General features: G+C 57.9%; 13 protein-coding genes and 1 tRNA gene. 5 read left to right on the forward strand and 9 right to left on the reverse strand.

Annotation, left to right across the window (positions count from 1 at the left end; genetic code table 11):
* Positions 1-1,083 precede the first annotated feature (1,083 nt).
* Positions 1,084-1,320 carry a hypothetical protein gene (locus tag M3436_14805; protein MDQ3565337.1) on the forward strand — a complete coding sequence of 79 codons (237 nt, stop codon included), beginning with the start codon at positions 1,084-1,086 and terminating at the stop codon, positions 1,318-1,320.
* Between the two features lie 152 nt (positions 1,321-1,472).
* A complete protein-coding gene (locus M3436_14810; GenBank protein ID MDQ3565338.1) occupies positions 1,473-1,760 on the forward strand; it encodes a hypothetical protein in 288 nt (95 codons plus the stop codon).
* Positions 1,761-2,103: 343 nt separating this feature from the next.
* Here M3436_14810 and M3436_14815 read toward each other — a convergent pair whose 3' ends face one another.
* A complete protein-coding gene (locus M3436_14815; GenBank protein MDQ3565339.1) occupies positions 2,104-2,325 on the reverse strand; it encodes a tyrosine-type recombinase/integrase in 222 nt (73 codons plus the stop codon).
* A 531-nt stretch (positions 2,326-2,856) separates the two neighbouring features.
* Here M3436_14815 and M3436_14820 point away from each other — a divergent pair.
* The 3 genes from M3436_14820 (at position 2,857) to M3436_14830 (ending at position 5,445) form a co-directional block, all read left to right on the forward strand.
* Positions 2,857-3,240 carry a hypothetical protein gene (locus M3436_14820; GenBank protein MDQ3565340.1) on the forward strand — a complete coding sequence of 128 codons (384 nt, stop codon included), beginning with the start codon at positions 2,857-2,859 and terminating at the stop codon, positions 3,238-3,240.
* A gap of 54 nt (positions 3,241-3,294) precedes the next feature.
* A complete protein-coding gene (locus tag M3436_14825) occupies positions 3,295-3,999 on the forward strand; it encodes an AbiV family abortive infection protein (GenBank protein ID MDQ3565341.1) in 705 nt (234 codons plus the stop codon).
* A 168-nt stretch (positions 4,000-4,167) separates the two neighbouring features.
* Positions 4,168-5,445: a hypothetical protein gene (locus tag M3436_14830; protein MDQ3565342.1), complete on the forward strand. Its 1,278-nt coding sequence runs from the start codon at positions 4,168-4,170 to the stop codon at positions 5,443-5,445.
* Positions 5,446-5,727: 282 nt separating this feature from the next.
* Here the strand turns inward: M3436_14830 and M3436_14835 are convergent, their stop codons facing one another.
* The 8 genes from M3436_14835 to M3436_14870 form a co-directional block, all read right to left on the reverse strand.
* Entirely contained in the window at positions 5,728-6,597 is an 870-nt protein-coding gene (locus M3436_14835) for a DUF3800 domain-containing protein (protein MDQ3565343.1), read from the reverse strand.
* Positions 6,598-6,750: 153 nt separating this feature from the next.
* A tRNA-Thr gene (locus tag M3436_14840) sits at positions 6,751-6,826 on the reverse strand.
* Positions 6,827-7,041: 215 nt separating this feature from the next.
* Positions 7,042-7,452 carry a transcriptional repressor gene (locus M3436_14845; GenBank protein MDQ3565344.1) on the reverse strand — a complete coding sequence of 137 codons (411 nt, stop codon included), beginning with the start codon at positions 7,450-7,452 and terminating at the stop codon, positions 7,042-7,044.
* Between the two features lie 47 nt (positions 7,453-7,499).
* Positions 7,500-8,624: a glycine oxidase ThiO gene (thiO, locus tag M3436_14850; protein MDQ3565345.1), complete on the reverse strand. Its 1,125-nt coding sequence runs from the start codon at positions 8,622-8,624 to the stop codon at positions 7,500-7,502.
* Positions 8,625-8,853: 229 nt separating this feature from the next.
* A complete protein-coding gene (gene ispH / locus M3436_14855) occupies positions 8,854-9,819 on the reverse strand; it encodes a 4-hydroxy-3-methylbut-2-enyl diphosphate reductase (protein ID MDQ3565346.1) in 966 nt (321 codons plus the stop codon).
* Positions 9,820-9,872: 53 nt separating this feature from the next.
* Entirely contained in the window at positions 9,873-10,403 is a 531-nt protein-coding gene (gene lspA / locus M3436_14860) for a signal peptidase II (GenBank protein ID MDQ3565347.1), read from the reverse strand.
* Between the two features lie 12 nt (positions 10,404-10,415).
* Entirely contained in the window at positions 10,416-13,238 is a 2,823-nt protein-coding gene (gene ileS, locus M3436_14865; GenBank protein ID MDQ3565348.1) for an isoleucine--tRNA ligase, read from the reverse strand.
* Positions 13,225-13,777, reverse strand: a 553-nt coding sequence (locus M3436_14870) for a bifunctional riboflavin kinase/FAD synthetase (GenBank protein MDQ3565349.1), incomplete at its 5' end; no start/stop codon positions are given. The genes ileS and M3436_14870, both read right to left, overlap by 14 nt.

Here is a 13,777-nt window from a genome sequence, read left to right on the forward strand (position 1 = left end):
TGAACAGTCGTCGCACCGCCCAGGCTCCCGACGCCCCCAGCTATCCCCGGAGGCCAGTACTCTTTCACCCTAGGAGGCCAGGCTTTACTACCTTCTTTCAGACTCATCTTTGAATTAGAAAATACTCTCGCGAACGCACGTCGCGCGCTTGCTCGGCAAGCATGTCAACACGCTCGCACTATGGGAGCGCCAAGGGCTGTTCGAGCCAGGGCGTGAGAGCGCTGGGCGCAGAATTTACGTAAATGAAGACATCGATCGCCTGCGTGAGATTGCTGCATTAAGGACCAGCCCCGGCGTCTGCCGAAACGCCGTGAGGGCCAGGGGGTGAGTGCGCGAGATGTGGCGGCCGACTACGGACGCGCCGCTTAATGGAATGCCGAATAACGTCTCTCTACAGTATGCGATCTCTAATTTGGAGATCACGAGCGAACCCGTGCTTGCAATTGATCGCGCGGCGCCTTCGCCCAAGGGCTTGCGGCTCCGAACGGGCTGCGCCGTGCAGAACTCAAGCGCCACCGGATGCTACGCAACCGGCTCGGCAGCTTCGGTCGGTTTAGCTCCCTTCGTTGCCGCTTACTCGGGGCCACTGCCAGGTTCAGCTATCGCCCAGCCCGCCGCGTCCCCGCACGGCGCTGTGCTTTCCCGCCCGCGTGCGTTCCCGGCTTCGTTTCCGGTCCCGCGCTGCCTATCCAACCAGGGTCGGTGGTCGGCCACCCAACATAACGCTGGCTATTAGACAGCGGCCGTGTAAGGGAGGGGTTGTGACATATCACAAGCATGGCTTATAATGTGATATGTCACAAACGTTACCCGAGGTGCGGAAACTATGACGACGATTGCACCTACGGACACCGAGAATACATACGCCTGGCTTTCTCCGCTTACCGGACGGCGGGGTAAAGACGCACCTGTTCCTGCGGCGGCCTGACGGCCTCTGCCGCGTGCTGTGTAACACGAGGATGAACTACACCAAGAATACATACGTACACCAGGGAGGTGTGTGTAGCCGCAAGCGGCTGTTCTGCGACGTCTGCGCGCGGCTTGCTTCGCAGATTAAATCTTAACGTTACCGAGGTCCGACCCATGCCATTATCGGCTGCAGAACGCCAAGCCAAGCGAAGGGCGAAACTCAGGTCCAAGGGGTGGGTGCTGCTTCAAGCGTGGGTTACCCAAGCGCAGGCAAAGAGAATCAGGGCCTTGCTGGGTGATGTAACCTATCACGTGCCAGCACCACGACGCAAGCGCCGCAAGCTCGATCCCGTGCAGGAAAAGAACCGTGAGATCTTCGAGGCGCGCCAGTCCGAATCCGTGCGCGTATGAAGGTCGGCGATAAGCCGAGCGCGATCGCGGCTTGGCTCAACACCCTCGGGTTTGTCGGCACGGGTGCGACGCTCAACGGGTTCGTAAAGTAGGTTGTTCCAGGGGTGTTCAAGTACTTTTTTAACTATTTGAAAATGAAGGAAAGGGATGTAATGAATAATCTTAAGTTTTTGTTTTGTTCTTTGGTTATCACCTCACTGCCGGTTCTTGCTTCGCATGAGCGCGGTGAGATCCCCGTGTCCCCGCTATATGACCCGCAGAACCACGCGGCGGAGGGGCTAAACCACGCTGAGGCAAATCGCATCAGGGCTAATGCCGCACGGAACGCGGCCAAGATGGAGCAGCATAAGCGTGCGATGGAACAGTACAACCGTGAGATGAAGCGGGTGAAGGAGTACAACCGGTCGCTGGGGGTAAGGCCACATACACCGCATAATTAACGGGGCGCACCCCCACCCCGCCCCTAACCAATGAACGAGGAAAACGTCGTCCAATGGCAGCGGTTTGCGGGCGGATTGCGTCAAAATCCGGACACCTAGCTAGCGGACATAGCCTACAGCCTTAAAAGTCTGTCAGTCTTAAGGTATTGTTTTTACTGGTGCCGGCGAGAGGAATCCCCGACCTACTGATTACGAATGCGGTGCACACGATTTTTTCATCAAAGCCCTCAATAGGTTATAACCCCGCCTTTGTAAATCAACAACTTCGTTTTGTAGACACACAGAGCGTGTAGGGGCCGACACCCCAGGGCATGCGCAAAAACTGCCAAGGCTGATAAAACCATCAGTTGGTCGGTGGTGGCTGCAAGCGGTTCAAGATATCCATTGCCGTTTGCGCCGCATGATTGGGTGTGAGATGGGCGTAGAGGCTGCTCGTGTGCTGGCTCGTATGCCCGAGAAGTTGTTGGAGCTGGTAGAGACTCACCCCATTTTGCACCAGGCGGCTGGAGAAGGTGTGTCTCAAGTGAGCGCTTACGCTCAATAGCATCGTCGAAAGTGGCGGCATTTTCTTGCCGCTTTTTCGCGTACTCGCCGTAAGTTAACGTTCCGTTATAAAGATCTGCAAGTAACGCGCGGTCACTCGCCCATATCCTCTCAGCAGTTTGCTGATACGGATCACCGTGCATGGCGCTAACTTCTTTGGCCCGCAAGATTGAGCGTCCCTGTCGCCGGTGTTGTTGTAGATCTGGTTATAGTTCCGCTTAGAGTTAAAAGGCGGGTCGATGTAGCACAGATCGGCGGAACCAGCAGAAACTTCAAGGCACGCACTTCCGGCGCCCCATAGGGGGAAAACGGTGCCGGTATCGGTTCCTGCGCCATAGAGGGCGATGGGACGAGGGTCGGCTCAGGAAGTCATTGGATCGGCTGATGAGAATGGAACCCACGTTCTCAGGTTGAGAAGCTGTTAATCTACTTGAAGACAGCTGGCAAGACTGGAGCCACCGAGGAATGGTGTCCTCCTAACCAGATTCCTTTACGGCCCTGCCAGTGCAGTTACCGACTGCACCTACAATGTATTGATTCCAGTTGAGTAAACATGAGCTACCGCAAAACAGCCATTGGTCAAGCTGGCGCTGGAAGACAGACTGATTCTTGGTTCGCAGCTTCTCGTCAAAAGGCGGAAAACTCTGCCGCTCCCACAGTTCGAAGCCGTACTTGTGGCGGCAATCCCAGTAGTAGCGCAGCCACTTTGCATGGTGTGGCCGGTATTCCCTTGCGACACCCTGCTGCCTCCGCAGGGTTTCGTAGCGGCGGGACAGTTCAGCGGGGAGGTCAGCATGTCACGGCATCCAAGCCTGCGTATCTTGTTAATGGGGATGATATACAGCTGGACGATGCGTCAAAACAAGGCTTATTGTCACGAGACAAGCCCTGTGATATCAATGCGCAGGATGATATCCAGAAATCATCTAATCAATAGTTAGGTGCCAGCACACGCCCGCCTCCTCCACCGATGCAGAAGTTTCGCACCTACGTGCTGACGGTCGATCTCCTTCAACGCTATAGCCTCGCCGCCCTGCAGAACGCGGCGGAACTGCTCGAAGAAGCGGCGCTTCTTGAAGCGCAGGGCCATCAAGCGCGTGCATATTTCTTGGCTGTGGCTTCCATTGAGGAAACAGGAAAGGCGCACCTTGCGTTTGACGCCCGGAGCCGAGATCTGGCCAACTCCGCGGTGGCGAGCAAGGTGCGAAAGTCGTTTGAGGATCACTCTTCCAAAATCACAGCCGCGTTCACCCCCTGGCTGCTGGCCAGTTCCGATATAGCTAGCTCTGCCAAGGCGGCGGTTCAGCTTATGGTTCACCTCAAGATCGGTCGCGAGCCGTCCATGTACACGGACGTGGGAGAAGATGGCGTCACTGTGCAATCCCCGTCGACTGCAGTGCGTCCATACGCTGCTCGCGACTGTATTCGCCTCGCACGTGACTGCCATGCCCACGCACGGCGTCACATTGAGACCAAAGAACGGACCAAAACCACGCGAGCGCAAGATCAGTTTTTCGCGATGAAGCCCAGTGTCGCCCGTCAGATGCTGAACACCGAAGACTTCTGGCAGTTCCACATCGATCGCTTGAAGGCCGGACACAACAAGTTCGAGGAATCCGTGATTCTCTATCACGGGCAGTACTACCAAAGGCAAGTTAAGTACAACCTCAAGCCACCTGACGAGAGTGACACCTAACCAGACTGCCGCGCAGCGGCTTACTTGAACCCACCGTTCCAGGGGACCCTGAACTAACACGTTAGAGCCCAGGACGGATGCCGCACTTTATCTGTTCTTGCCAACATGAGCGGCGCGGCCTACGGTGAACAGCGAAGAATGCCTTGAACGAGAAAGAAGGAGTCCTGTATGGCTACCGAAAACACGGAGGCACGCATTAGGGAGGCGCGCCTTATCGTCGCACGTCCGGAACAGGTCCTGGTTGAACTCGATAAATATGGCGATGAATTGAAGAAAAGCGCGTTCGGCGGGGGGGATGAAGACCTAGAAAAGAGCCTGCTGGCGAGAGGTGAACCACTTATCGACTTAGGGCTCGCGCGCTATGCCGGGGATAAGGAGGTGGTGGCAGCCCTCTACCAGAAATCGCTGGCTGCCCCTGCAGGCCACCTCCAAGAGCGATATCTGCGAGGCCTCCGCATCGCGTGCCTGTCGAACGAGGTTGTAAAGTACCTGCTTTCGCAGTTCCCACAAAACACACTCGGCGAAAAGGAGTTCGTACGCCTGATTACCGAAGGAGACGAAGAAGATCTGTATGCTCTCCTTGCCAATCGAAACCTTGCTGACGAAGTTCTTAAAGACCTCTACAACAATGCGGGACTGTTCGCCACTCTACCAGACGAGCGCCGACGCCGCTTGGTTCTCTTATCGATCAAGAATCCACGGCTCATAACGAATGAGGATTCGTACCACGGTCCTGATCTCGGGTACAGAGGAATCCACAAGGCAATCATCAGCATGCTTGCCTCGGTTCCCACTACCGAATACTGGCTCATCGCGCTCCGAGAACTGCTCAACCAACTCGATCCGGGTGACCTCGACTCCCCCGACGAGCCCATCACTTCGATTTTGAAGCGATGGGCACAAGTGCCTGTCTCCAAAGACGGCACATTCAGAAAGGGGTACTACACCGACCTGCCCATGAGAGACGAGTTCCGATGCCTCGTCGCAGCTATGTACGGCCGTCATTTCAAAGACCGTAAGTTCACCATTTTGGGCAGCCCCGATGCAGCCGACGTGGTTCTCCGGTGCGCCTACTATGGAAAGGCACAACTCACGGAAAAGGAGATGAAAGATGGTTTCGCCCGTGACGAGGACGTGTACTTGCTTGCCGTCCTTTGTAACGACTCCGTGTATCACAAGTCACCACTACGGAAGCTGCTTGAAGACGAGCAACTTCGCGGAGACCTGAGGTACGTCTATCAGCGTCGGTGCGAACAGATCCATAAGCGGCGGCCCTCGTTTGATCCTCGTCCCGCTTCCGAATGGTTGATTGAGGAAAGCCCGCCAGAAAGCAAGGAACTGACAATGCTCAAGCAGCTTGAGACGACATTGGCTAGCATTGCTAAGGCAATCAAGTCTCTGAACAGACTTGGATCTTTTGGGGGTTGCTTGTTATTGGGGCGCTAGTGCTATACAAGGGATACTAAAGCTTCGGGTGTACTAAACATGAGCCTGGGATTAGTCGCGCATGGATGCTGTTCTACATGTTTACATAGAGGCGCGGTGAGCCGTGGAGCACCGTGCTCTAACCGTTGCATCAAACTCGGACTGCCAACGAAGCGCGGCGTAGTTGGCAGTCGGTTATGCAGGTCGGCGGAACCAGCAGAATCTTCAAGGCACGCACTTCCGGCGCGACCCCATAGGGGGAAAACGGTGCAGGTATCGGTTCCTGCACCGTAAACGTTGATTTCAGCGTTCTTTCGTGATGTCGCTCCAATCCATGTAACGAAAAAGATTAGTGGTGGAGTCTTGGAGGTTGTTGGTCTTCAACCAATCCGCATAGCCAGCGGAAGACATACCGGTCTGCTCTTCCAACATCGGCATCTGCCCTTTCAAGCTCTCAAACCACGCATCGGCGACAACGTCGATATGGAAACGACCAGTGTCATGCAACGCCAACCAGGATTTCCTGGTAGGACGCTTCACAGGACCAACGATGTTGTCCAGCGCCTTCATCGTTTCGCGTGTGAACAAGTCCGCAACCTGGACGCCAGTATTATCGCGGGAGCACTCAAAGGCGATGCTCGAAAACATGTGTTCCTTCCAATCAGTCATCGCCATGTTGTAGAGCAAACCCGTGTTGTACTCACTCTCGCGACGCATGTCGAACGTGAATCTGGCCGTTGCTCCGTTGGTAGCCGCACAGTTTTTCATGGCCTGAACGACTTCTAGAAAGCACTTGTAATACGCGATATCTGGCGCGTCCGGAAACACTTTGCGCTGAGCACTCAGGTCGATAGCGAAACCCCAGCCACCAAGCCCGCTCTCAGCCAACAAGATGGTCAGTTCCCGGTAGAGGGCTTTGTTGTCGGCATGTGTGGTCTTAGCATAGTCTCCCTGGTCGCTGTCGCATTTGTTCGCGTGGAACGGAACTCCACCAGTTCGGGCCACCCACTTGGCCTCTAGCTCGCACCACGTTTCTTCAGATCCGATCACTCCGCCAACGGCGAAGACGCGTTGCCTTGTCTCGTCCGAGCTTTCATCGCCACACACGCTTAAAATCATAGCCACCCACCCTTTGCCCTCGACACCGTCGGCGGCGGGCACGTCTGCAGCCACAGCTTTCGTGCGCGCCGACCATGATGCGTTGGGCACACTGACACGCTACACCAACTGATTCTACAGCTTAAAAAAGCCCACCCCTGCCACTGCGAACTTCTTGCTCAGCCCGCCGGGAGGTTGTGCGAGTGCCTTGCTAACTCATTGATTTCTTGGTGCCGGCGAGAGGAATCGAACCCCCGACCTACTGATTACGAATCAGTTGCTCTACCGACTGAGCTACACCGGCGAATGCGTGCGCCCTGAGAGCTTGTGAATAAATCTACTGCGCAACCCGCCCGCTTCGTTGCGCGGTGCTCGGAATCCTCATGTATTTCCACATACACTGCGGTTCCTGCGCGCCGTGCGCCTCGCGGGCGGACTTGCTCGCGACGATTTCTTCACAAGCTCTAAGTCAACGCAAGTATATGCAATGTGGTGATCTTATAAAATAGTAAAATAGCATTACTTATCTCGAATCCTTACGATAACATCCACGGCTTCTTGCACGGTTCCGTAAGGCAAAGCCGGGAGTTTCGGAATGTGCACTGCGTCGGGATCGACGTCGATCAAAGCGCCCTGGTCTACGTTATAGAAATGAAAGTGAGCGCTGGTATTCGAATCATAAAACACCCGTTCCGGATCGACGATGACCTGCTGGACGATCCCGCGCGCCGCGAAAAGCCGCAGGGTGTTGTAGACGGTGGCCTTGGATACCGCTTTGCCGCGGCGACGAAGCCGGTCGAGCACCTGCTCGGCCGATAAGTGTTGATGCTCTTGCAGCAGCAGCAGCGCGATCTCCACGCGCTGGGCGGTCGGCTTGATTGCTTGCCGTTGCAATAGATGAACGGCGGCGGATTCATCGTGAACGAGCATCGAATACGCTTAAGGTGCTCTGCCCGAGTTTGATCGTTAGTGTACGCCTAACGCCGGCTGCTTGCACTCTCCCGGCGCGCGGGCTCAAAACCCGGCCAAGCAAACACGTCCCGATCGACGACCGGCGAGCGTACCAAAATCAAGTCCGCGACTAAGCGTGCCGATCCCGGCGCCAAGGTCACACCCAATCGATAATGCCCGGTATTCGCATACAGCCCGCGAATCGTGGGATGGGCGGCGATGATCGGTGTGTCGCGTTGTGCATAAGGCCTCAAACCCGACCAATGCCCCGCAAATTTAGCTTGCTCTAGTTCCGGAACCAGTCCGAACGCGGCCGCTTCCAAAACGGATCGAGCTCCCGGCGTGACCGACTTGTCGAACCCCACACGCTCAAGTGTGCTACCGATCAGGACACGCCCGTCAGCGCGCGGCACGGCGTAGATTTCCTCGCGCAGCAGGATATGGTGGAAAAGCGGCGTTTGGGTTTCGAAGAGAAGCATTTGACCGCGTACCGGCGCCAGCGCCGGCGGGAAGGGCAGTCCGGCAAGTAGTTGGCCGCTCCATGCGCCGCCGGCGATAATGACCGTTTCGCTCAAAAAGCGACCCGCGCTGCTATTCGCACCGACGACCCGATGATGGGACACGATAACTGAAGACACCTGTGCGCTCTCGTAGATACCGACCCCGGCTTGACGCGTTACGGCCGCGAGGGCACGCAGCAACCGCGGGTTACGGATCTGGGCCACGCTACGGCACCGCAGGGCCTGGCCGGATGCGTGCACCCGCGGTTCCAGAGCCCGTAGTTCCGCAGGGCCGAGGATCTCGCAGCGATCACGGCTATGTCTAGCCCAGGAGAAGGTTTCGCCGTTAAGCGCCGCGTCGAGCAGCAGAAGACCCGATTGCATCCATTCGCAATCGATGCCGGTGAGATCGCATAGCTTGCGAGCCAACTCCGGATAACGGACCTGGCTCCAGCGCAGGAGCGGCTCGAGCGCGCTCGGGATGCTGCTCCAAGGCGGCAGCGGCCCGAGTATTCCTGCCCCTGCCCAGGATGCCTCCTGTCCCAGGCGATGGCGTTCGAGAAGGACGACCTTACACCCTGCCTTCGCCAGTTCCCACGCGGTGAACATTCCGATCACGCCCCCGCCCACTATGATGCAGTCAGCAAGCATTCGAGGACCATAATGAATCGGCGTTCGGGAGGTTTAAATTTATTCCCCGCGGTCTTGCCGCGGGATCCTTAGCCATGGGGTTTCCAAAGGGGAGAGGCGCAGCTCTCCCCTTTGGTCGCCCCACGGGGTTCATACCCCGTGGTGGCGAAATCAAATTGAATCTCCCAACCGATGGGCTTATCGCAATAACGTGATCACTATCGCCTGCGGGGCGCCGTGATGGCCAGAATTACGTCAGCGCTACGTCCGCATTGGAGCCCTTGGCGAGCTCCCTCGGGAGACTGAACACGACTTTCTCGCGTATGCCGGGCGCTTCCAAAACCGCCCTGCCACCCCATTCCTTTAGCTTTTGCACCACCTGCTCGACCAGCACCTCGGGTGCCGATGCTCCCGCCGTCACCCCTACAGTCTGTTTGTTGTTTACCCATGCATGTTCGATTTCGGCCGCGCTATCGATCAAGTACGCGGGGATCCCTTGCTTTTCCGCGATCTCTTTGAGGCGCGTGGAGTTCGAGCTGGTTTGCGATCCGACCACGAGGATCACGTCACATTCCTTGAGCATTCGCTTCACTGCGTCTTGGCGGTTTTGCGTGGCGTAACAGATGTCCTCTTGCTTCGGTCCGATGATTTTCGGGAAACGCTCCCGTAGGGCATCGATAACTTCCGCCGTATCGTCCATCGACAGCGTGGTTTGCGTCACGAAAGCGATGCAGTCCGGGGTTCTCACTTGTAGCTCCCAGACATCTTGAACGGATTCCACCAGGTACATCCCGCCTGTCCCATCGCCGCGGCGGTACTGCCCAAGGGTGCCTTCGACCTCCGGGTGGCCGGCATGGCCAATTAGAATGCACTCCCTTCCCTCGTCTTGGTAGTGGCCCACCTCCATGTGCACCTTGGTCACCAGCGGACAAATCGCGTCGAACACACGCAGTCGGCGGTGCGCGGCTTCATCCCGCACCGCCTTGGCGACGCCATGGGCGCTGAAAATGACCACCGAATCATCCGGAACATCCTGAAGCTCGTCCACGAATATGGCGCCTTTCTCGCGCAATCCGTCCACGACATATTTGTTATGCACTACCTCGTGGCGTACATAAACCGGCGCGCCGTATAATTCCAAGGCCCGCTCGACAATACCGATGGCGCGATCGACTCCGGCGCAAAAACCGCGCGGGTTCGCTAGCACAATTTTCATCACAGCACTCTCCTGCCGGTCATTTATTTAGCCACACTACGATTTCTAAACCCTTATGTCGATACATCGCGGTTCAAACCGTCATAAAAGATCATCGCCGCCCCCACCGTGATGGCGGCATCCGCGATGTTGAAAGCAGGCCAGTGCCAGGCTCCGTAAAAGACATCGATAAAATCCACCACGTAACCGGCAACAACTCGATCCCAAAGATTGCCTACCGCGCCCCCAAGGATAAGCGCCAGCGCGCACGCGATCCACGGCCGCTCGGCGGGCGTTTTGAGTAACCATACCACGATGCCCAGGCTTACGGCCGTCGCCAGAAAAATAAACAGCCACCGCTGCCAGCCACCCGCTTGCCCGAGGATGCTGAAGGCGGCGCCGGTATTGTGGACCAGCGTTAGATTGAACGACGGAAACAGCGCTTGCGGTTCGTGCAAGGTCAAATACTGACTCGCGAGGATTTTGGTTAATCGATCCAGCATGATAATTCCGGTCGCCAGCCACAGCCACCTTCCCGCGCTGCCCGGGGCGCTCGCCAGGTTCCTCTCCACTTCAGCACAATCTCTGTTCTTGCCGTTCACCATCATCCATCTCGCCTACGCATAACGCCGGACTTCGCCCGGACCGTTTACGTTGCACACACAGCGGCCACATAAGGTCGGGAAGGCCGCGTCGGCGCCGACATCGTGCCGATGGTGCCAACAACGGCCGCACTTCGGTTGCGCCGAGGGTAACACCGCGAGCTTAAGCTCCGGGATCACCGTATCCTTTGATTGTTGCCCGGCCTGAGTGAGCGCATGGACCTGCGCGGCGCTGGTGATCATGACAAACCGCAGCTCATCCTCGAAGGCGGTTAAGGAATCGAACAGCGCACCGTTGCAATAAAGGTGCACCTCCGCGTCCAGCGATGATCCGATCCGGCCCGCGACCCGCAAACCCTCGAGCTCCTTCGAAACGGCCTCGCGCACCGTGATCACCCGCTCCCAAAGACTGGGATCAAAGCGGTCTTCCGGGATGCGCGGCGCTTGATACCATTGTTCTAGGAATACCGACTCGCCCCGGTGGCCTGGAATGTAGGGCCAGATCTCATCCGCGGTGAAGCTCATAATCGGGGCCAACCAGCGCGTGAACGCCTCGACAATATGGTACATAGCGGTCTGCGCCGAGCGCCGTCCCAGGCTCTCGCGCGGCATCGTGTACTGGCGGTCCTTGATAATATCGAGATAGAAGCTCCCCAATTCCAGCGCGCAAAACTTGTGTACTTTTTGGTAGATGAGGTGGAATTGAAACTGTTCGTAGGCGTTGATCACGTCTTGCTGCAAGCGCGCGGCATGGGCCAGCACCCAGCGGTCGAGCATGAGCATCTCCTCAGGCGCTACCCGGTGGGTGGCAGGGTCGAAGCCCTCCAGGTTGGCTAATAAGAAACGGGCCGTATTGCGAATACGCCGGTAGGCATCGGCGATGCGTTTCAGGATCTCGTCCGACACCGCCATCTCGGCCTTGTAGTCGGTCGCCGCGACCCAAAGCCGCAAGACATCGGCGCCGAGCGTAGTCACGACCTCCTGGGGAACGACGACGTTCCCCCGCGACTTGGACATTTTCATGCCCTCGGCATCCACCGTGAATCCATGCGTCAATACAGCCTTATACGGCGCGACACCGTGCATCGCGGCCGCCGTGAGCAGGGAGGACTGGAACCAGCCGCGATGTTGATCGGAGCCCTCGAGATATAGATCGGCCGGATAGCGCAAGCGGTCATCGTTTTGCAACACGCAGGTATGAGTAACCCCCGAATCGAACCACACGTCGAGCGTATCGGTCACCTTGTCATAGTAGGCCACATCCTCGCCGAGCAGATCGGTCGTATCGAGATCGTGCCACGCATCAATGCCGTCCTGCTCGATGCGCCGGGCGACTTCCTCGATCAATTGACCGGTGTCGGGATGTAACTCACCCGTGGTTCTGTGAACGAACAAGGCCATCGGCACGCCCCAGGTGCGCTGACGGGAAATACACCAGTCCGGGCGCTTTTCGACCATGCCGTGGATGCGCAGCCGGCCCCACTCCGGGATCCAACTCACCCTCGCGATCTCGGCCAAGGCCTGGGATCGCAGCCCCTGCGCGTCCAAGCTGATGAACCATTGCGGTGTCGCCCGGAAAATGATCGGTGTGCGATGCCGCCAGCAGTGCGGATAGCTATGCCTGACAACCTCATGGTGCACGAGCGCGCCACGCGCTTTCAGCACCTGAATGATATGTTCATTGGCGGCCCACACATGCTCGCCCGCGAAGAGTTCCGTGCCCGGAAGAAAGCGGCCATCACCGCCGACGGGGTTGTCCACCGCTAGGCCATAGCGCTTACCCACAACATAGTCGTCTTGGCCATGGCCCGGCGCGGTGTGTACAGCGCCGGTGCCGCCCTCGGTGGTGACATGGGTCGCGAGAATGACAGGCACTTCGCGGCGGTAAAACGGATGTTGCAAGACCAAACCCTCGAGCGCCTGGCCACCGCTGTAGGCAATGACTCGATACTCTTCGATGCCATAACGATACAGGGTGTCCTTCATCAAGGCATCGGCCAGCACCAGGCGTTCGACACCGCGCGGCCCCTGGCATTGCACCACCGCGTAGTCGAGCTCCGGATTGACGGCCACCCCGTGGTTGGCCGGTAGGGTCCACGGCGTGGTAGTCCAAATGACCACCGACAGCGGGCCGCTCCCCTCGTGCTCGGGGAGGTGATGGCAGCGCTCCAAAAGGCTGGCCTCGTCCAACACCGCAAAACGCACATCGATGGCGGGCGAGTCGCGGTCTTGATACTCGACCTCTGCCTCAGCCAAGGCCGATCCGCAATCCGTACACCAGTGCACGGGTTTGACGCCGCGCTGCAGATGGCCTCCCTGAATAATGCGGCCGAGGGCGCGGACGATATCGGCCTCGTAACGGTAATCCATCGTCTGATAGGGCCGGTCCCAGTCGCCGAAAACGCCCAAGCGGATGAAATCCGCGCGCTGCTTATCGACGTGCGCGCGAGCGTAGGCGCGGCAAGCCTCACGAAAGGCTTTGGGCGAAATCTGCTCACCTGCTTTACCTGACTGCTGTTCCACCATCAATTCGATGGGCAAACCATGGCAATCCCACCCGGGAACATACCCCGCGTTGAAACCGCTTAGCGTTCTTGCCTTGACGATGATGTCCTTGAGCACTTTGTTGACCGCATGCCCGATATGGATATCTCCATTCGCATACGGCGGCCCGTCATGGAGAACATAGTCCCGGGCGCCTTTGCGGCATGCGCGAATGCGTGCGTACAGGCCGAGATCCTGCCAGCGTTTTAGCATCGCCGGCTCGCGCTCGGCAAGATTGGCGCGCATGGGAAAGTCCGTGCGCGGCAGGTTCAGCGTCTTCTTATAGTCGCTCATACGAGGAGATCGTCGCAGGCGCGCACTTGTTTAATACTCTTCTGGCTTGCTCGGCGTCGAGCGCTATTTGGTGCGTCAGGGCTTCCACCGACTCGAAGCGCCGATCATCCCTCAGCTTGGCGACAAACTCCACGGCCACGTCCTTTCCATAGCAGTCTTGAGAAAAATCAAAAATATGCACCTCCAATAGATCGCGGGTTCCACCCAACGCGGGCTTGGAACCGAGATACGCCACCCCCGGCAAGGGCGTCCGCCCGAGCCCGCTCACCCTTGCGGCGAAGATCCCCCGCAGCGGCGATCGGTTTCGGCGCAGCTCGATATTCGCCGTCGCGAACCCGAACGCATGACCTCGCTTCTGTCCATGGGCTATCCGGCCGCGGATAGCGTAACCGCGGCCGAGGAGGCGCCGCGCCCGCGGCATGTCCCCCTCGGCCAGCGCCCGGCGCACCTGGGTACTGCTCACGCGCTCCCCGGCGATCTTAAACACCGGCGGTTGCACCACGGTAAACCCGTAGCGCGATCCCAAGGCCACCAGCATC

The organism is Pseudomonadota bacterium (genome assembly GCA_030859565.1).
GTDB lineage: Bacteria > Pseudomonadota > Gammaproteobacteria > JACCXJ01 > JACCXJ01 > USCg-Taylor.